Origin of the sequence: Streptomyces thermoalcalitolerans (assembly GCF_039525155.1) — a bacterium.
GTDB classification, from domain to species: Bacteria; Actinomycetota; Actinomycetes; order Streptomycetales; family Streptomycetaceae; genus Streptomyces; species Streptomyces thermovulgaris.
Map to the genome: position 1 here is coordinate 39676 of NZ_BAAAHG010000027.1, position 18108 is coordinate 57783.

General features: G+C 67.9%; 11 protein-coding genes and 1 pseudogene. 4 read left to right on the forward strand and 8 right to left on the reverse strand.

What is annotated here, in order from left to right:
- Positions 1–357: 357 nt before the first annotated feature.
- The 5 genes from ABD224_RS16785 to ABD224_RS16805 form a co-directional block, all read right to left on the reverse strand.
- Positions 358–3216: a pPIWI_RE module domain-containing protein gene (locus tag ABD224_RS16785; RefSeq protein WP_344050489.1), complete on the reverse strand. Its 2859-nt coding sequence runs from the start codon at positions 3214–3216 to the stop codon at positions 358–360.
- A gap of 99 nt (positions 3217–3315) precedes the next feature.
- Positions 3316–6135: a signal recognition particle gene (locus tag ABD224_RS16790; RefSeq protein ID WP_344050492.1), complete on the reverse strand. Its 2820-nt coding sequence runs from the start codon at positions 6133–6135 to the stop codon at positions 3316–3318.
- On the reverse strand, positions 6066–6767 hold the full coding sequence (locus ABD224_RS16795) for a pPIWI_RE_Z domain-containing protein (RefSeq protein WP_344050494.1): 702 nt from the start codon (positions 6765–6767) through the stop codon (positions 6066–6068). The genes ABD224_RS16790 and ABD224_RS16795 overlap by 70 nt, the downstream gene beginning before the upstream one ends.
- Positions 6760–7935, reverse strand: a complete 1176-nt coding sequence (locus ABD224_RS16800; RefSeq protein ID WP_344050496.1) for a pPIWI_RE_Y domain-containing protein — start codon at positions 7933–7935, stop codon at positions 6760–6762. The genes ABD224_RS16795 and ABD224_RS16800 overlap by 8 nt, the downstream gene beginning before the upstream one ends.
- Positions 7932–9572 carry a PD-(D/E)XK nuclease family protein gene (locus ABD224_RS16805; RefSeq protein WP_344050499.1) on the reverse strand — a complete coding sequence of 547 codons (1641 nt, stop codon included), beginning with the start codon at positions 9570–9572 and terminating at the stop codon, positions 7932–7934. Before ABD224_RS16805 ends, ABD224_RS16800 begins: the two co-directional genes overlap by 4 nt.
- Before the next feature lie 143 nt (positions 9573–9715).
- Between ABD224_RS16805 and ABD224_RS16810 the strand changes: the two genes are divergently transcribed.
- Both ABD224_RS16810 and ABD224_RS16815 read left to right on the forward strand, forming a co-directional pair.
- Positions 9716–9916, forward strand: coding sequence for a hypothetical protein (locus ABD224_RS16810; protein WP_344050501.1), 201 nt, complete (start codon positions 9716–9718; stop codon positions 9914–9916).
- A 95-nt stretch (positions 9917–10011) separates the two neighbouring features.
- A complete protein-coding gene (locus tag ABD224_RS16815) occupies positions 10012–12777 on the forward strand; it encodes an ATP-dependent helicase (RefSeq protein ID WP_344050503.1) in 2766 nt (921 codons plus the stop codon).
- Between the two features lie 331 nt (positions 12778–13108).
- Here ABD224_RS16815 and ABD224_RS16825 read toward each other — a convergent pair.
- A pseudogene (locus tag ABD224_RS16825) lies at positions 13109–13461 on the reverse strand (Scr1 family TA system antitoxin-like transcriptional regulator); the annotation flags it as partial.
- On the opposite strand from ABD224_RS16825, the gene ABD224_RS16830 reads away from it, so the two are divergent.
- Both ABD224_RS16830 and ABD224_RS16835 read left to right on the forward strand, forming a co-directional pair.
- On the forward strand, positions 13390–13575 hold the full coding sequence (locus tag ABD224_RS16830) for a hypothetical protein (protein ID WP_344050505.1): 186 nt from the start codon (positions 13390–13392) through the stop codon (positions 13573–13575). The pseudogene ABD224_RS16825 and the gene ABD224_RS16830 overlap by 72 nt on opposite strands.
- A gap of 232 nt (positions 13576–13807) precedes the next feature.
- Positions 13808–14497 carry a hypothetical protein gene (locus tag ABD224_RS16835; RefSeq protein ID WP_344050507.1) on the forward strand — a complete coding sequence of 230 codons (690 nt, stop codon included), beginning with the start codon at positions 13808–13810 and terminating at the stop codon, positions 14495–14497.
- 641 nt (positions 14498–15138) lie between these two features.
- On the opposite strand, the gene ABD224_RS16840 is transcribed toward ABD224_RS16835, so the two are convergent.
- Together ABD224_RS16840 and ABD224_RS16845 are read right to left on the reverse strand one after the other, a co-directional pair.
- Complete coding sequence (locus tag ABD224_RS16840) at positions 15139–15588, reverse strand: hypothetical protein (RefSeq protein ID WP_344050509.1); 450 nt, start codon at positions 15586–15588, stop codon at positions 15139–15141.
- A complete protein-coding gene (locus ABD224_RS16845) occupies positions 15585–18008 on the reverse strand; it encodes an AAA family ATPase (RefSeq protein WP_344050511.1) in 2424 nt (807 codons plus the stop codon). Before ABD224_RS16845 ends, ABD224_RS16840 begins: the two co-directional genes overlap by 4 nt.
- Between the last annotated feature and the right edge of the window lie 100 nt (positions 18009–18108).

Sequence of the window (18108 nt, forward strand, 5' to 3'; positions counted from 1 at the left end):
GGGCGGGTGCGAAGTGGTATTCACGCCGTGCCGCACCACCCCTTTAAACCAAAGAGGCTCACCGCCCTCGGTCACTTCGAGCCACGTGTTCCGCCCGGACGGCGAGCGAGCGCGAGGCCGTCACGCGCTTCCTTGCGGAAGGCCCCCTGCACGGTTCGTGAAACGCATACCTGACCATCCATCAGGGACCGGCCTCGGTCTTGTGCGGCGGTCCGCCGATGACGTCGGCGGACCGCCGCCATTCTGCGCTGGTGGCGGGCAGGTCAGTGGTCCGGCTGACATGCCGGGGTTCACTGCTCCACGGCACCAGTCATCCCTCTCCCGATGGGCTGAGAAGCATCGGCGTCAGGATGTTGGTCATTCGTCGTACACGTCGTCGAAGTCGAAGGCCAGCTGACCCGTCGGACCGTCGTCTGCCGGAATCCCGGCGGGAGGTTCCGCCGGGTCCGCCAGGTCCTCGGTCTCGTGAGGCAGGGCGTAGTCGTCCGCGAGCCGCGCGAGATGGAGGATCAAGGGCAGTGTCAGCCCCTCACGGCCGGCTTGGTAGTCCTCACTGAAACGCTGCTGGTGGACGAATGCGGCCCATGCCTCCGCGTCGTCACCGGGCTGAAGACACGCGACCGTCAGTTCGAGAAGATTCGGGTTCCAGGCGTTCGCCGTCGGGCGGTAGGCGTTGGCTCCCGAAGCGTTGACATGCGGCGTCAGCTTGGCGTCGTCGTTGGTCAGCTTCGACTGGGTACCCAGCTTGCCACTCGTGCTGTAGAAAACACGGTTCGAGTCTTCACCGTCACCGAGCCGCCACAGCCCCATCGCGATACCCCCGCGCTGCTTGCCTGCCAGCTCCGGAGACAGCTCCTCCCGCTCAGCCCAGAACTCCGCTGTCTCGTCCCGGCTGCCGTCGGCGACCCGGACGACACGCACATGCTTGCCGTACAACCCGATCCTCTGCACCGGGCTTCCGTCCACGCCGAGCCTGTCCTGTTCAAGACCTTCATTGCGCAGCCATGACCAGCGCTTCCGCACATCCTGGGCGTGCACCAGAACGAGTGTCGGAGTGCTGCGCAGCTGCGCGAGGGTCTTCTTGACGAAGGCAGCCATGATGGCCGACTGCTCCGCGCTGTCCTTGCGGCCTTCGACCCGTCCGGTCAACGACTTCAGAAGTTCGGGGTAAGGAACCCACTCGTGCATGTCCGCCGACTTGCCCAGGACGCACGTCGCGCCTGGCCGGATGAGCACAGCGATCGGGGTGAACTGCCGCTTCCCGGTCGGCCCGTCCAGGCGTCGCTCCACGAGATGGAAGGCCACCTGGTTCAGGTTCGGCGGGATGAGCGCGTCGCCGAGCGTGTGTTGCGGCACCAGCCGTACTCCGGTCTGTCGCAGGCCGTCCGACCACGCCGCGGCGGCACGCAGTCCCGCGTCCGCGACAGCCTCCTCCCTCTCCGCTTCCGGGTCCGGCGGACGGATGAACTGGGTCACCAGGCCCGCGTCCGCGCATCCCAGACGGATCGCGTGCTTGGGATCGCTCCGTCGCCTGGCATGGCGGAAGGCCTCCTCCCCGTCGAGCTCGACGAAGGCCAGCCGTACGCCGGGCACGTCCTCGCGAAGGGCGGTCATGGCTCGCCTGACGTCGGTACGGCGTTCCTCGATGGCTTTGTCGTGTTCGTGTCCCCGCCGCGGCACGCTGTCGCCTCCCAGCGGTGCGCCGAGTGCCCCCAAGGGCCGCGCGTGGAGCCGTACAGTCAGCTCCTCCGTGCTCCACACCCAGGTGTCCGGGCCTTGCGCACACCGGTGCTCGGCCAATCCCAGCCCCGTCTCCGCCGCGGCGATCATCTGGTCACGGATGATGTCGCTTTGATGAAGCACGGCCACGGTGAGGTCTTCCCCACCGAGGGCTTCCGCCAGGCGCACCCGCATGGTCCGAGCGTTGTGGGCAGCGGCCACTTCACGCTTGTCCAGAAGAGCGGCGAGCTCTTCGGGATCCTTCTTGTCCGCGTGCTTGGGAAGGGACGGCAACTCTTTGAGCTGTTTCTTGGGACGCCGCGCGTAGGGACTGCGTTCGAGCTTCGGAACAGGAACGAACTCCGGAGCAAGCGCCTGCTCCGCCCACTCGATCAGCCGTCGGCGCTCACTGGGCATCAGTCCGGTACCGATCGGATGCCTTCCCATGGCCGCTTGGTGCCCGATCGCGATCCGGATACCGTCCCGGCCATGGATCCAGCGGTCGGCCTCCTCCATCAACCGGGCCGGAGACGGCAGTGCGTTGAGTGCGCTGATCTGGGCGAGCATCCCTGCTGCTCCGCCCTGGCGCCAGTCCGTGGTGCCGTTCTTCCACTCCAGCATGGCGACCGCGAAACGCCGCGGCTGTGGTCCGCCGCTGACGAGTGAGTCCTCCGGGAGGAGATAAGCGGACACACCCTTCCCGTACGGCATGTAGACCTTGCCGGAGACGAACCGGCGCACACCGGCGGCCAGGTGGATGCGCGGGACGGGTGAGAAGGGAACGGTGCGCACGGTGATGCGGAGGGTCGCCGCGTAGTAGACCGGCCTGCCGGTACCGCGCCGCCCGGGCACGTACTCGATCGGGTCCGACATCAGCTCGGCACCCCCGCTTCCCTGGCCCCGAGCGCCTGCAAGGCCGGCAACCTGCCGGAACGACAGCTGCCGCCCGTGGTGTTCGTACGGTTCCTGGCGCACGATGCGTTCGGCGAGGACGTCGGGAAGCAACCGGTACACATGGGGCGCGGGCAGGGCGGTTCCTCCGGGTGACAGCTGCCGTGCCAGGAGGTCGATCTTGTCCGCACGCCAGCCGAGTGCCGCGGTGTCGAGGTCCCGGAGACAGTCGACCAGCAGGGCCGTGGTCTCCGGATCGTCGGCATGGCGTGGAAGACTCTTCAGCCAGGTGGCGATGTAGAGGTTCGTCACTGCTGTCGGGTACGCGTCCTGGCAGTAAAGCCAGGGGTTCTCCGAACCGAAGCGTGCCGTGGAGTCGACCGTGACGATGTCCGGTGCGGTGGCGCGCAGCAGCTGATTGAACGCCGCCGTGGGTACGCGGCGCCGTCGTTCAGCCTGCTTCTCGGTCATCCCTCCGTGGTAAAGGCGCAGAAGTGGTTCCTCCCAGTGGGCGGGCAGGGAGAGTGTGTGCATCGGAACGATGAAGGGCCCCTGCGCCGGGTCGGGCAGATACGCCGCGGGGCGGATGTATTGGTATTGGGCCATGGTGCCGTTCTCCTTGGGACAAAGCGTGATGTGTTCGTGCGCGACGTGACCACGTCGCAGGTGCTGTGCGGTTCGGTGCCGGCGGAGTGACGGATGCCGTCACCCCATGCCCACCAGTGCGTGGTAGAGCGGTGCGTACAGTTCACGGACGAGGGACTTGTCGATCGGGGCGGGGTCTCGCTCGGCAGCGTTCCCGTCCTCGAAGTAAGGGGCCAGCACGTCGCGCATGCTCACCAGCAGACTGGTGTCAGGGGTGTCGGCGTCGTGGAATCCCGCTTCGCGGGGAGAGAAAGCCGCGTCGACGAACACCGCCCGCGCCGGCACGCCGCCGCGCACCAGGCGTCCGACGACCTGCCACATGACGACGAGCTGGTCCCAGGTGAACGCCTCCTTCTCCTCCTCCCGCAGGCTCGACCAGGCCAGTCGCCGGGTGAGGAAGCGGTTCCACTGATGACGTGCGCGGCTGCGGAACGCCACGGCCGCCTGGTCGGGTGCGGCAGCGGCGAGCGCGCTCTGCCGGAAGGAGCCGTCGGTATCACGGAGCTGGCGGATGGCCCAGTCGTTGATGGACTGGATGGCGAGTGAGATGTCGTCCGGCCGAGGGTGAGGGCGTGCCAGGAAGTAGACGGAACCGATGGCCGCCTTGCCACCGCGCAGGACGATGTTGTGTCCTCGCTCCACGGCAAGCAGCGGTGCGACGAGGATGTCGCCGCCGGCCGAGGGAAAGGACTTCACGTCACCGCGCGACAGGGTTCGTACGGTGGCGTCCTCCGGCAGACGAATCCAGGCAGGGTCAAAGTCCGCGTCGTCGGGCACGAGCCGGGTGACGCGGCCGTTCCACTCGGGGATCTGGTTGAGGTACTCGGCAGCCCGGCGCGCCTCGTCGTAACTGCCGACGAGCAACAGGATGCGACGGCGGTCGGGGTCATCGATCTCTCGCAGCTCCGCGTCCAGCATGCTCACGGCGTCGGGCAGGCTCCGGTCGGGGACCGCAAGTTGGTGCAGCATGTGGAGGAGAGCCTGTGGCCGTTCCTCGGGGTCGCAGCCGGACAGGCGCAGCGGCTTGGGCCGGTCGCTGCCGGGCCAGTACAGGAATTCCTTGCGGAATGCGCTTTTCAGGACGGCTTCGACTTCCTCGTCGTGAGGACGCAGTACGGCACCGACCTCCGCATGTACGTGGTACCTGCTCGAGGTGCCTGCCCAGCTCGTCGCGGACATGAGCAGGACGTGCGGGCCCGGGCGTCCGTCCACGGCGCTCAGGTCGCCGAGCCGCATGAGCAGTTCGCGGCCCACTCCGTTGCAGTGGAAGAAACGGAGCTCACCGCTGCGGTCGCCGTCACGCTCCCGGTCGTCGTGACGGAACTGGAAGCCCAGCACGTTGCCCATGGGCGACTCGGGGATGACCGCCTCGTAGTCCTTGGGAGGTCTGCGGGAGAGTACGTTCGAGGCGCTTTCGAGGTTGAGGGCCGCCTCGACCCGTGGCCACAGTGTGGTCATGAAGTCCAGACGGCTGTGAAGCGCGGCAAGAAGCAGGGTGAACTCGAAGCGCCGGGCCTGGAGATCGATGTCCGCGAGGACCGCACTGTCGTCCCCGACGATGTCGACGAGGATGTCGGTGAGGGTGTCGCGCAGCCTCTCGCGTGTCCGTGCTCCCTGGGGTGCGTGGAGGAGTTCCAGGGTCAGGTGGACGAACGTGTTCACCAGAGGGGTCACTTCGTCGTCGTCGCTCGTGCTCTGCTGCTCGTGCAGCGGATCATCGCGGAACCGGCCGAGCGCGGTGTCCAGCGTCCGGGCCGCTGCGGGCGGGCGTTCGCCTTCCTTCCGTCCTGGGAACCAGCTGTCCAGCAACAGGTTGTGGAGGGTGAAGGCACTGAAGTAGTCGACGCTGATCCACCGCCTGAGCTTGTCGTCCTGGACCAGTAGGGCGAAAAGCCGGTCGGTGGCGGCACTGACGGTGTTGACGGCATTGGTCCAGTCGTCGACGTCGCGGGCGGACAGCTGGAGCCGCCCGTCACGGGCCATCTGCTGGAACTTGTGGACGGCCACCTCGTCGAACCAGGAGTTCGGGGCCTTGCCCACCAGAGTGCTGGCCGGTGCGAATGCGGTGTCCAGTTGCATCTGGACCCGGTCCGCCTCGTCGACAATGATCAGGTCGCTGAGCCGGCAGGCGAGTTCGAGGTATCTGAGCTGCTCCTGATGCTGGTGCATCGGGACCGGGCTGTGCACCAGGCCGGCCGGGGTGGCCACCCACACCTGCGCGTCGACCAGGTCACGGGCACCGCGGTGGCGTGGACAGCGATTCCACAGCGGGCAGAGTCTCCGCTGCGGTTTCGGCCCCGGTGAGCTGTTCCGCACGACGTCCTCGTCGTCGAGGAAAGGGTCACTTTCCGTGACCTCCTCCTGTTCGGGGACGGTGTACAAAGTGGTGCACGGGGCTTCACGGATGCCGAGCGGGCGGCGAGCCTCCAGGCCGCGCAGCACATCGACAGGGCAGGCGCTGCTGAGGTAGGCGAACCCGGGGTGGTCGTGTCCGAGCATGGTGGCGGCACCGGCCGTGGCCGTACGGCGGTGCAGCCGGTTGATGTTGCGCTCCCGGGTCGAGTGCCCGAGCACCGGTGCGGCCCGCACCCCGAGCCGGTTGAACTGCTCCACCACGGCGAGCGTCTCGGCCACGTCACCGACGACGAGGGTGACCCGACGGGACGTCCGGGTCACAAGGTGGTAGGTCAGGATGTCCCGGAGAGTGGACTTGCCGGCTCCCACCATGCCGACGAGGTGCAGCAACCGGTCGATCCTCAACCGTCCCTGTTCGGTGAAGCGGCCGAGTTTCGTGTCGCGCACCAGCAGTTTCACCCGTCGGAGCCGCCCGGCCCAGTCGTTGTGTGAGCTCTCCGGCACCGTCGACTCGACGGCGTCCATCTCGTCGGCGGCTTTCTCGAGCTCTTCCCAGGTGATGTCGATGGGTCTCCGCGTCCGGCCGGCGGTGCGTCGAGCGCGTGGGCACGGGGCAGGGTGTCGGTCAGCAGGTCCTCGTCGAAGACGACGGATTGCGTACGATCCTGCACCCGGAAGGTGTACTCGCCCTTCCCGGCGAACGGAATGGACCGTGTCGCGAACCTGGGAGGCGTGCTGAGCAGTTCCTCGAAGACCTCGAAGCGGTGTGCAGCACGCGACGTCTCGCGGCGGCGCGGCACGGAGCCGGGTCCGTCGAGGTCGTATCCGCGCAGGTGCTGGGGGACCTTCAGGTAGTCGGCCAGCGCCTTTGACCAGGCGTGCCGTCGCCGCATGTCCCACAGGTAGTGGCGTGCGCGCAGGATGCGCAGCCGCTGTTCGTCGGTGCGGACGTCTCCGAAGACCTCGCTGTAGGGATAACCGCCCAGCAGCGGCCAGACATCGGCGGCTGTGCGGGTGGGTGTCACGTCCTGCAGGAGGTACAGGCCCAGTTCGACGTCGAGAAGGTCGCCGGGGCGGAAACTGCCGAGGTGCGCCGGCCACACCTCGGTGAGCTGGTGCGGTGAGCAGCGCCGGTGCCATCCTCTGCGGTCACGCACGCGGGCCTCCTTCGATACGCGGGTCCCCCGCCTTGTCGCGCGGGAGGGGGATCTCGTCGGCGACCAGTCGCAGGAAGGTCTGGTCGTCCAGGAGGGTGATCCGGTCGGCCAGGTCCTCACGCAGATGGCGGCGGAACTGCCGCCCGTACGCCTCGTTGTCGCGGAAGCGGTAGCGGGGCACGACCAGGAAAGCCCGGTCGTACGGCGGCTCGTCTCCGAACGGTGTGAGAGAGCGGGCCAGAAGGACGGGGTTGACCCGGTCCTTGACGTCCACCGCCCAGTGCCGTCCGTCCGGCAGGGGGATGCGCAGGTCGTACGCGTCGTAGTGGGGCCACATCTCCGCGGTGATCCCGAATTTCCTCAGCAGGGCGGCTTGGAGATCAATCTCCGCGAGCCCAGGACTGGTGATGAACATCCGTAAAGGACGACTGAGCTGAAAGAGCCCGCCCTGATCGGCGCGGAGCGCGATGCCTTCGTCCGAGGTGCCGTCGCGACGGCACCGGTCCAGTTCGCATCGATGACCGCCGTGCAGCAGCGGCACCATCAGGCAGCGACAGCGAGCGCACTGCTGGTATGTGCCATGCCGCCGGTAGAAGGCGGGTACGGACTCGTAGCAGCGCTTGATCACATCGTGCAGCAGCATCCCAGAGTCGGGATCACCGCCGAGCAGGGCCAGTTCGGCGCCGGTCAGCACGGGCCTTGAGGTGAGCAGCTTCCGGAACGCGGTGTACGCCTGCGGTGACTTGGCCGCGCGGCACCGGGCGACAGCTTCCCGGATGCGCTCGTTCTCGAAGAGCTCGGCGGCCGGGTCGGCTGCGCTCACCTCCCACTCCAGACACAGCTGGTGCGGCAGCCGGGTGGCAGGATCGACGAGCAGGGAGGTGCCCGAAAAGTTTTCGTGCGGCAGCTGCAACGGCCATTCACCCAGGGGCCGTTCACCAGCCCACCGCACCATCTCAGGCACGCTGCCCGGGGGTTCCTCCCCTCGGCGCAGGCAGTGCAGGACGAGTCGGTTGTACGCGTTCTGCACCTTCGCCGGGTAGACCGGATTGGGTACGGTCCTCAGCCGGGACAGGCACACCAGGGCGCTCGCGATCTCGCGGAGCAGCATTTCGTCCGCGCCTGCGGCCCTCTCGGACCGTACGTCCTTGGTTTCGGTCGCGGTCACGCCTTCTCCTCTCCCGCGACGGCGTCATCGGACGCGACGCTGGGGCACCACCGTGATACCGGGCAGGTCTGACAATGCGGTCCAGGACGGGCATCCCATGCCTCGTCCTTCCGCCACGGGCCGGCATACCAGCGCAGTACCGACAGGGCCTTTTGCTGACGGCCTGGGTCCATCGGGTCGATCACGTGCGGATCGGAACCGTCCGGCCGCAGGATCTCCACCTCGACGCGCGAGCCGCCCGGCTCACCGCCCAGTGCTCCCTGGGCCAGGAGCGTGACGGCCAAGGCGAGTTGGGGGTAGGTCTCGAGAAGATCCTCGTCGTGGCGGCGCCGTTTCCGTGTCGTCTTGAGCTCCCGCCACACCCACGAGCCGTCCTCCAGGTACAGCAGGTCGGGCTTGGCGATGACGACGGCCTGGGCCGCGGTGTCGTGGACGACACGGAGGGCCTCGGGCTCGACCCGCTGGATGAGGGCGGTGTCCTGGAAGGGACAGGCGTCGACATGGTGGAGCAGCATGTCCCGGCCGGTCACGGCGTCCTCGTCGGAGACCCGCCAGCGCCCCTCTGTCCAGTTCTCGCCCTCCGCGGGCATGTCGCCGGGCACGCACGGCGGCTGTCCAGGGCGCCGGTGCAGCTTCTCGATCCAGCCGTGCACCGCCTGACCGAGCCTGGCCGCACTGCCGTACTCGTCGGACTTGGGCAGGTGCAGGGCACGGAGAAATCCCTGTGCGGGGCAGACTGCGTGATAGCGCAGATCGCTGACCGACACCTTCCTCAGCGGTGCCACCCGCGAGGAGAGCCCGAGGACGCCGGGTCTGCGCGGCACGGCCTCACATCCCGTGAACTGCTTGCAGTCGACGCAGGACGAGCCCGGCGTCGGCCTGCCACCTGCCACGACCCGGGCCACGTGCCCGTGCCCGTGTTCGGCGTAGTACGCCTCGGCCTCCTCGGCCGTCCCGTCGAACTGCACACGGGTCCGTCCGTCGGCCAGTCCCACCTCGACCACGCGTATGCGCTGGGGCCGGGCTGCGGGACCGTACGGCCGGAACGCGCGTGACCATGGCCGCGGCCACTCCGCCTGACGTCCGTGGACCGCTGCGTACACGGCGATGGCGATCTCCCCGGGCTCGGAGTCCTTCGCCTCTCCGTGTCTCAGCCGCCGGTACTCACGGAGTCGTCCGCCGGGCGACTCGTACCTGCGCCACCAGGCGTACAGCTCCCAGAGCTTGCCGTTCTCCCGCTGTGCCACCCAGTACGGACGGACCGGCAGCAGCCGCTGCTCACTGTCGCCGTCGCACGCTCTCAGGTACGTACGCAAGGCGTGCTCGGCATACGTCAGATGGCCGGGATGAAGGGCAGGGGTGCGGGAGCGCAGGCTCGCCAGGGCCTGATCCGGTGTCTCGCCATGGAACTCGACCCGGTCGACGGCGTCCATGACCGGTCCGAGGGTGAACGTCTCGAGCTTCGGCTTCGGCAACCGGAGGCGGTCGGCCGGCCAGAGACCGGGCCGGGCCTTGGCCGCGGCGTGCGCGGGGCAGATGTGCTCCTCACTTCCGCTGGTACCAGGCCCCACCCGAACGAGGCGGCCGTCCCCGGTCAGCCAAGGCGGCCTGCGCCATGCCGTTGCGCCGTGGCTCATTGCCTCCCCCTCCTTGCTTCGGAACAGACGGCGCCCCTCGGATCGAACCGGCTGGGTGCGCCGCCGCACTCGACCGTAGCACAAATACTGGGATTCACTGGAAATTCTTGGTACAGATTGGTTGCCGCGCTAAGCTGCCCCGCATGGGGGCATCGCCGGAGGAGCTCGGGCACCGCCCGTCACACCTGCGCACCGAGCTGCGCGGTGCAGTGCGCGCACGGGACGAGGAGGCCCTGGTCACCCTCTTCCCCACGAAGTCATGCCCCTTGCCCAAGCCGGGCCGCATCGCGGTCACGGTTGTCAACCACTACGGCGACGAGATCCTCAAGGCCGTCGAAACCTGACGTCACTACTGGCGGGGTGGGGTGCCGCCACAGCACCCCACCCCGCCTGCCACCGGCCTCGCACACAGAGGCACCAGACAGATCCGGGGGGAACAATGCTGTTCACGGATGCCCAGCGCACCGCCATCAACACCCACGACGACAACCTCCTCATCGTCGCCTGTGCCGGTTCCGGCAAGACGGAGGTCATCTCACAGCGGATCGCCGGCCTGATCGGGCGGCCCGATGTGCAGCCGAAGAACATCGTCGCCTTCACCTTCACCGAGAAGGCCGCAGGTGAGCTGAAGGAGCGTGTGCACACCCGTATCCGTGAACTCCACGGCGAGGTGCACGGCCTTGCCGAGATGTACATCGGCACTATGCACGGCTACGCCTTGGAGCTGCTGCACAGCCACGTCCCCGAGACGTTCAAGTACAACGTCCTCAACGATGTGCAGACCCGCCTGGTGATCGACAAGTACAGCGCCCTCTCAGGACTGACCACGACAAACGCGATCGTCAAAGGCACTGCGAAACCTCTGCGGCGCTGGGTCAACTCCAAGCTGTACCAGCAGGTCATGTCGATCCTCCGTGAGGACGACGTGGACCTGGAAGGGCTCCGCCCGGACGTCGCGGACGGGCTCCGCAAGTACATGCAACTTCTCAGCGAGAGAGCGTACTTCGACTACACAGCGATCCTCCACAAGGCCGCCGGCCTGCTGAACGGCGACAATGACAAGGGTGACGAGTCCGTTCTGGACCTTCAGCGGTACGTCAAGGAGACCGTCAAGTACGTCGTTGTCGACGAGTACCAGGACACCAACCCTGTTCAGGAGCGGCTGATCCGCGGGCTCACCCGCCACGGCGCGAACCTCTGCGTGGTCGGTGACGACGACCAGACGATCTACCAGTGGCGCGGTAGTTCCGTCGAGAACATCCTCACGATCGAGGACCGTTACGCCCATGTCCGCCGCGTCACCCTGAACGAGAACTTCCGCTCCAGTTCCGCCATCGTCGATCTCGCACGCCGCATCGTTGAGCAAATTCCTCCCGGCGAGCGTCTCGGCAAGGCGATGACGGCCGCAGGTCACCAGACCTTCGAGCGCGGTGACCTGCTGGCGCTGGAGTTCCCGGACACCGAGGCCGAGGCCACTTGGCTCGTCGACCGCATGGAACGGCTGCGTGGCGTCCCCTTCCAGGATCGGGAAGGCAGTGAGCCGCGCGGGCTCGACTGGTCCGACTTCGCCGTCCTGTTCCGTTCCGTCAAGGCCGACGCCGGGCCCCTCGTCGAAGAGCTGCGCCGTCGCGGCATCCCGTACGTCATCAAGGGCCCGACCAAGCTCTTCGAGACCCCGGAGGTGCAGGCGGCCGTCAGCTGTTTTCGGTTCATCGCGGGGCTGGCCGACGAGCAGGACGTCGTCGATGCATGGTTGGACGCCGACGTCGGGCTCACGGAGGACAATGTCCGTGCCGGGCTTTCGGTTCTCACCACCGCCATGCAGTGGGATACCTCCAAGCCCTGGGACTCCACCACGCTCCAGGGCGTCTTCCTCAAGTTCCTCGAAGACGTGGAGCTGCGTGAGGAACGTGTTCCGAACGAGCGGGGCGAACTCGTTTACTACAACCTCGGCCGCTTCTCCACCGCGATCGGGGACTTCGAACGCATCTACCTCACCAGCGAACCCCAGGAGCGGTTCAACAAGTTCGCCAAATGGGTCGAGCACCAGGCACCCGACTACTACGAGGAGTCCGACGGGGACAACGGCTACGCCCAGCCCAACGCCGTCGTCATCGCCACCGTCCACCAGGCCAAGGGCATGCAGTGGCCTGCGGTCTTTCTGCCCGCCCTGCGCAAGAACACCTTCCCCGCCTCCGGCCGGGGCGGGCTCGGCGTCTTCCACGTGATCGAGGAAGACCTCGTTCCGAACGCAGCCCGCTACCGGGGCACCGAAGCGGATGAGCGGCGCCTCTTCTACGTCGCCGTCACTCGCGCCCAGAAGTACCTGGCGCTCTCCTTCGCCCCCAGCGAGAAGCGCACTGGCAAGAAACACTCGGACTTCTTCAGCGAAGCCACGGGGGTTCACACCGTCCTCACCAAGGAGGTCGTTCCCTCCCCCCATGGCCGACTGACGCCGACCCCCAGGCGCGGCACCCCCGAAGTGGTCATGTCCTTCTCAGACCTGAAGTACCTCTTCGAGTGCCCGTATTCCTTCAAGCTCCGCCTGCTCTACGGCTTCGACTCGCCCCTGCAGAAAGAACTCGGCTTCGGCAAGTCTCTGCACGACGTCATGGCCGAGATCCACAAGCGTGCCATCGAGGGCGACATCGCCACCCCCGAGGAGGCGGAAGAGCTCGTTGACCGCCATCTGAATCTCCCGTTCGCGAACCCGGCGGCGGCCGCCCAGCTCCGCCCCGCCGCCGAGACGGCCGTCCGGCGGTACCTGGAGCGTCATGGCGCGACCCTGCACCAGACGCGCTACTCCGAGCAGCCCGTCGAGATCCACCCGGTCCCCGGCGTCACCGTGACCGGCCGAGTCGACCTGATCAAGCGACTGGACACGAACGAGACGTCGGTCGTCGACTTCAAGTCCAGCGAACGGGCCCAGGCCGAGGACCTGACCCGTGACCAGTTGCACCTATACGTGCTCGGCTACCGGGAGCTGACCGGGCAGGACGCGGACATCGTCGAGGTACTCAACCTTGACAAGGAAGGACGCGACACCCGCGAGCTGGTGGATCCCGAGGTCATGACCGACCTCGGCAGGCGAGTCGCGGAGGCGGCGGATTCGCTGCGCACCAACCGGTTGTCCCGCCTGGACAATTGGTGCGCATCCTGTGCCGGCTGCGACTTCGTGGGCATTTGCCGCAGCCGCGAAGGCTGATGGACGCCCGGTCCTTCCTGGCTCGTGCAATGGCATGGGCCAGGCGGATCCCAGATGCGAGCGGTACATGATCTCGTTTGGGTCTCTGCCGAGGCGTACAAGGCCGCCCCCGGCCACCGCTCACCTTGACAGAGACATCACGCCTCTGCCGCGAATCCCACGACTCGCGCCCACTGCTCGCGCCCGACGGTGAAGTGAGGGCACGACACGTCCTTGGAGTGCCGCACTCATACGGTCTGTCCGGTGATGGCGACCTTCGCACAGCTGTCACCCTTGCCACCCTGACTGCCGCTGTAGCTGGACTTGAACCACGCCGGTTCCGGCCTCGTGCTCATGGCTCTCCTCGGAGTCGCTCCAGCAGACCCCGCGAGCCCTTGGGTTCGGAGTCCGCAAGCGCGGTGTGTCATAGCGTCAGCAGAGGAGGCTCCCTCTTGCACATCGGAGTTTCACATCGGAGATCAGACAGCCGTTCCGCTGCCCCTCGGAGTACGCGAACCATTGCCCCTTTGGGGTCCCCAGCAACGGCATCGGACCATCCAGGCAGGCATGCAATCCTGCCTCCAGCGGCACGACTTGAAGCGTCACATTACGCGGTGCGCTCAGCTCCAGCACATGGTCCAGCATCTCCCGCATCTGGCCCCGATCACCGAGCCGGCGCCGAAAGACGTGCTCTTCGACGATGAAGCCGGACTGCTCCGCATCGCCGTCACCGACGCCCGAGGGGGAGCCTTCCGTCGCTGCGCGCGGGCCGCGGACCGTCCCTGGACGCCGAGCCCGGTCGCTGTCTCCTCCTGGTGACCGCCCTCACCGACCGCTGGAGCGTCGAGCTGCACCCTCCCAGCGGCAAGACGGTCTGGGTTGAATTACGGCTGCGCGGCCCCGGCACGAACCCGCACAGCGGGTGGATCTGACCGCGGCGAATCCGCAAGTTCTGATCCAGGACAGGTAGGAGCTGTCACGAAAACGCTCCGAAACCGGCAGCTTGAGTGGGAGACTCCTCCGGGACGCAACAGCCCAAGGAGTTCAAAGCATGACAACAGATACCCACAACGGATCGGTTCCGGCATCTGACGTACGTGGGCGGCGAGTGCTCGACCTTCTGGACAAGGCAATCGACAGCCAGAGCCTCCTGGTACGCAAGAACATTGCCCGGGCCCGTCAGCGGAACCCGGAGGCGTCACCGGCACAGGTGATACGCAGCCTGGAGCGGATGTACGTCAGCGCCCTGACCGGGACAGGTGCCGCAGTGGGAGGAACGGCGGCCGCGCCGGGAGTCGGTACGGGAGTAGCGCTGGCCCTGTCGGCAGGCAAGGCTCTGTCATCTCTTGAGCTGACCGCCCTCTTCGCGCTCGCGCTCGCCGAAGTCCACGGAGTCCCCATCGACGAACTCGAGCGTCGCCGAACGATCGTGATGGGAATCATGCTCGGTGGAACCGGCTCCACCACCATTACCAAGATTGCCGGGCGGACGGGGCAACACTGGGGACGTCAGATTGTCGCCAAGGTTCCGGTCGAGACGTTGCGTCAGATCAACAAGGTCCTGGGGAAGAACTTCATCACAAAGTACGGGACCAAGCAGGGAATCGTCGTCCTCGGCCGAGTGGCACCGTTCGGTATCGGTGCTGTCATCGGCGGTGGCGCCAACGCTGCCATGGCCGCTCTGGCTGTGAAGGCCAGTCGTCGTGCGTTCGGTCCAGCTCCGGAGTCGTGGGATGGCTGACGCGCAACGCACCACCGACGTGCGAGAACTCATCTGGCCGACCTCGGTGCACTGAGGCGTTGAGCACGCCGCCTCCACCGCCGGGGTCGACTACGGCACTGCGCAGTCACCTCCGGGCCGTCTGGGCGAGTCAACACGGAACCTCCCGTCCGGGAGCCGGCAAGGTGCTGGCCCGTGCCCAGCAGGACGCAGCAGCGAATACGGAAGACATCAGCGCCAGCGCGACCAAGAGGGTGTTTGTGGGCAACGGAAGGTTCAGCCGCACGTGTTTGATGTGCCGCAGCTTCATCAAGACCGGCCAGGACGGCCGTGTGGTCGCCCATGACAGGCCGCTGAGTCATCTCCCCTGCCACGCCTCTGTTCAGCTCGCCACACTTGTGCCGAACCCCGGGCCCTCACTCCGCGCCAAGTACCACGGCCATGGTAAGTGGAGAAGCGGGTGGAAGGCCCTCGGCGGGTTCAGCGGTCGGCGCGCGAGGAGCCGTGACACTGGATGTCCATTACCGTTTCCGGCTGATCGCCTCAGCACCCGCTCGTGGAGGAAGTCGGCCGGGTAGTCTCCCTTCCCGGTGCTCAGTCCCCTGCCCCGCCGATCCGGTCAGCCGCCCGGCGCGGCGAACCCGCAGTCCGGCGGCGATCTGTCACTGTGTCCGGGACGCCAAAGCGCCGATCACCTGTTCGACGTCGTCCCGCCATGCACGCAGCTCCCCGTATGTGGGAGCCAGCTCATAACCGTGGTAGTGGCAGGCCCGGCTGAGGCCGGCCCAGGCCGTCGACCAGCGGCGGGCCGTCCCGGGGTTCGCATAGACCTCCAGACACAGGGCCTGGGCGTGCGGAGGGCAGTGGGCCAGTGGCGGTTTGCGGGTGTGCCAGTAGCGGCGCAGGGCCTCTTCAAGGGCGTGGCGCAGCAGCAGTGCCACGGCGCGCGGCCAGACGCCCGTGGTGGAGGCGGTGGCCGTGCCGAGCAACCGGTCCGCGCCCGCGAGCAGCTCCTCCGGCGTCGAGGTGGACGGCGGCAGAGGCGAGGCAACCGCGGGAAGCCGGGGCGTACGCGCGGACGGAAGAGGTGTGGCCGGACGGATCGTGGTCACAGGGATCGCACCGCCTTCGCGAGGTCCGCGGTGCGGCGGATGATCTCCTCCACGTCGCCGACGGGCACGGCTTCATGCGCGCCCTTGTTGCACCATCGGATGTGGTCGGTGGCCTGCTGACCATAGGCCCGGGTGAGGTCGGTCATGGTCTCGCCCACCCGGTCGGTCTCCCCATAAAGGGCGAGGGAGGCCAGTTCGGTGAGCCGGTGGGCCTTGGCGATGCGCCGCTCGATCTCGGCGTGCGGCACCCCCTTGCCGAGGAGCCGGCGTCGAGCCGGTTCCAGGAATGCGGCTTCCAGTGCGGTGCGGCACAAACCGGGCAGGACACGGGCGATGACGTCGCTGGGCAGGTCGCGGGTCCTGGCGAGCGCCTTCGCATCGTGCAGGGCCTGCTTGACCGGGTCGTCACCGGAGCGGACCCGTACGGTGGAGCGCTCACGGCGGTCGACGGTGAGGACGGTGGCGGGCAGCCGCAGGTACTTCAGGGCCTGCGGCAGGCGGGTGTCGTGGGTGAAGACGATGACCTGGCGGTGCTCGGCGATGAGAGCCAGGACGCGGGCGAGGCCGTCCACCTTGGCGGGGTCCATCGACTGCACCGGGTCGTCGATGACGAGGAACCGGAAGGGGTTCTCGGGCAGGAAGGTCCGCGGAAGGAAGAGGGAGAGAGCGAGGGAGTGCAGCTCTCCCTGGCTCATCACGCCGAGTGCGGGAGCACCGATGTCGTCGACGGTCACGTCAAGGGTGACCCTGCGGTGGGTCGCGGAGCCGGTCAGGCGAATCGGGCCAAGGGCGACGTTGCTTTGCTGGCGCAGGTGGGACCAGATGCGCTGAGCGTCCTCCGCAATGGGCCGCATCCGGTCGGCGCGGATCTCGTCATGGGCGGCCTTGAGCCATTTCTGAGCGGCCTTCACGCGGGCCAGATGCGGGGCCGCCTGCTCGGCGGCCCGTGCCTTGTCGAGCCAGGCGGCGAGTGTCCGCGCGGCGTCGCGCCAGGTGTCGTCCTGCTCGGCGAGGCGGTCGGCGGCCTCCTGGCGGGTGACTCGTGCGGCGTCGGCGGCGATCCGTGCGGCGTTCTCGGCGACGGACGCCAGCACCGCCGGGTCGGAGATGGTGCGGCAGCGCAGCCAGTCGTCCCAGGCGGCGGCGATCTCGGACGGCAGCCAGTCGGGCGGCGGGACGGCCAGGTCGCGAACGGCTTGCGTGGCTGCCTCGAGTTCTCGGCGGGCGGTGAGGACCTGCTCGGCCTCGGCGCGCAGTTGGCGTTCCTGCTCGGCGGCGTCCCGCGCCCATTCCTCGTCGAGGCGGGCCGTGCCGCCGCACACCGGACAGATGTCGACGGTGGGGTGGGCGCGGTGGTGGGCGAGCGCGCGGGCGAGGAGCTCCGCACGGTGCAGCGCGTCCTCGGCGGAGGTGCCCCGCAGGTCCTCGGCGGCCGCGATGGCTTCGCGCAGCCGGGCCACGGCTGTGGCGACAGCCTCGGTGTCGGGGCCGACCAGGGTGGAGCGGCGGCGCAGATCCAACAGGAGTGACTCGTCCGCCGCGCCGGTTCCGGCAGCCAGTTCGGCCGCCCGGGCAAGGTCTGGACGCCGCCCGCTCAGCGCAGTGTGGGCGGCCCTGGCCCGGGGATCGTCGGTGCCGCTCAGCAGAGCGAGCAGAGCGGGCAGTTCGGCCTTGGCCGCCTTGGCGGGTGCCTCGTACTCACGGGCCAGCTCACGCAACCGTTTGTCAGCAATGGCGAGCTGCTCCAGTCCGAGGATGGAGGCGACGGCGTCGTACATCTCGCTGGGCTTGCCGCCGATCACCTGGCCGAGTTCGGAATACGACAGGAAAGGGCGGTAGGTCGCCAGGTCCTCCTGCCAGCCGAGGTCCGTGAGCTGGACGGGGTCATGGCCGGGCCGGTCGAGTTCGGCGGTGGAGTCGGCGACGTCGTCCCCGTGCCAGGTGCGCAGGACGGTGGCCGGCTCCGGCTGGCCGTCGATGCGCAACTCCACGGCGATCTGCGGTTCCTGGCCATGGTGAAGGTTGCGCCAGCTCTTGCGCCAGATGTCGCTGCGTCCGCGCCAGCGGGCGTTGTCGCCGGTCAGCGCGATCTCGACGGCCTCCGCGAAGCTCGACTTGCCGGAACCGTTACGGCCGGTGACCAGGGTGAGTCCCGGGCCGGGGGTGAGCGGAAGACGTGCGGTGCGGCCGATACCGCGGAATCCGCTGACCGTGACGGACTGCAGGTAGGCACCCGGCATCCGGCCGCCCGCCCCGCCGTCGTCCTGGAAGACGGTGAGCAGAAGGGCTCGGGTGTCCTCGTCGAGGTCCGAGTCGGCGAGCCGCCCGGCGATGAGATGAGCGAGAGTCCCAGCCGCCGGCTCCTGGACGGACGGCCCCGTGGAAGACGGATCTGGGGCGGGATCGGCGGATACGGGCATGACGGGACTCCCAAGGAGGCGACAACTGCGAAGACGACTACGAAAGGGAGCGGCCGGACAGACCGACAGCCCATGAACGGCCAGGGACGCACGGGAACCG

Excerpts from the sequence above, each read along its gene's own strand:
- ABD224_RS16785 (WP_344050489.1), bottom strand. The coding sequence starts at position 3,216 with ATGGCCCAATACCAATACATCCGCCCCGCGGCGTATCTGCCCGACCCG.
- ABD224_RS16790 (WP_344050492.1), bottom strand. The coding sequence starts at position 6,135 with ATGGACGCCGTCGAGTCGACGGTGCCGGAGAGCTCACACAACGACTGG.
- ABD224_RS16805 (WP_344050499.1), bottom strand. The coding sequence starts at position 9,572 with ATGAGCCACGGCGCAACGGCATGGCGCAGGCCGCCTTGGCTGACCGGG.
- ABD224_RS16810 (WP_344050501.1), top strand. The coding sequence starts at position 9,716 with ATGGGGGCATCGCCGGAGGAGCTCGGGCACCGCCCGTCACACCTGCGC.
- ABD224_RS16815 (WP_344050503.1), top strand. The coding sequence starts at position 10,012 with ATGCTGTTCACGGATGCCCAGCGCACCGCCATCAACACCCACGACGAC.
- ABD224_RS16830 (WP_344050505.1), top strand. The coding sequence starts at position 13,390 with ATGGTCCAGCATCTCCCGCATCTGGCCCCGATCACCGAGCCGGCGCCG.
- ABD224_RS16835 (WP_344050507.1), top strand. The coding sequence starts at position 13,808 with ATGACAACAGATACCCACAACGGATCGGTTCCGGCATCTGACGTACGT.
- ABD224_RS16845 (WP_344050511.1), bottom strand. The coding sequence starts at position 18,008 with ATGCCCGTATCCGCCGATCCCGCCCCAGATCCGTCTTCCACGGGGCCG.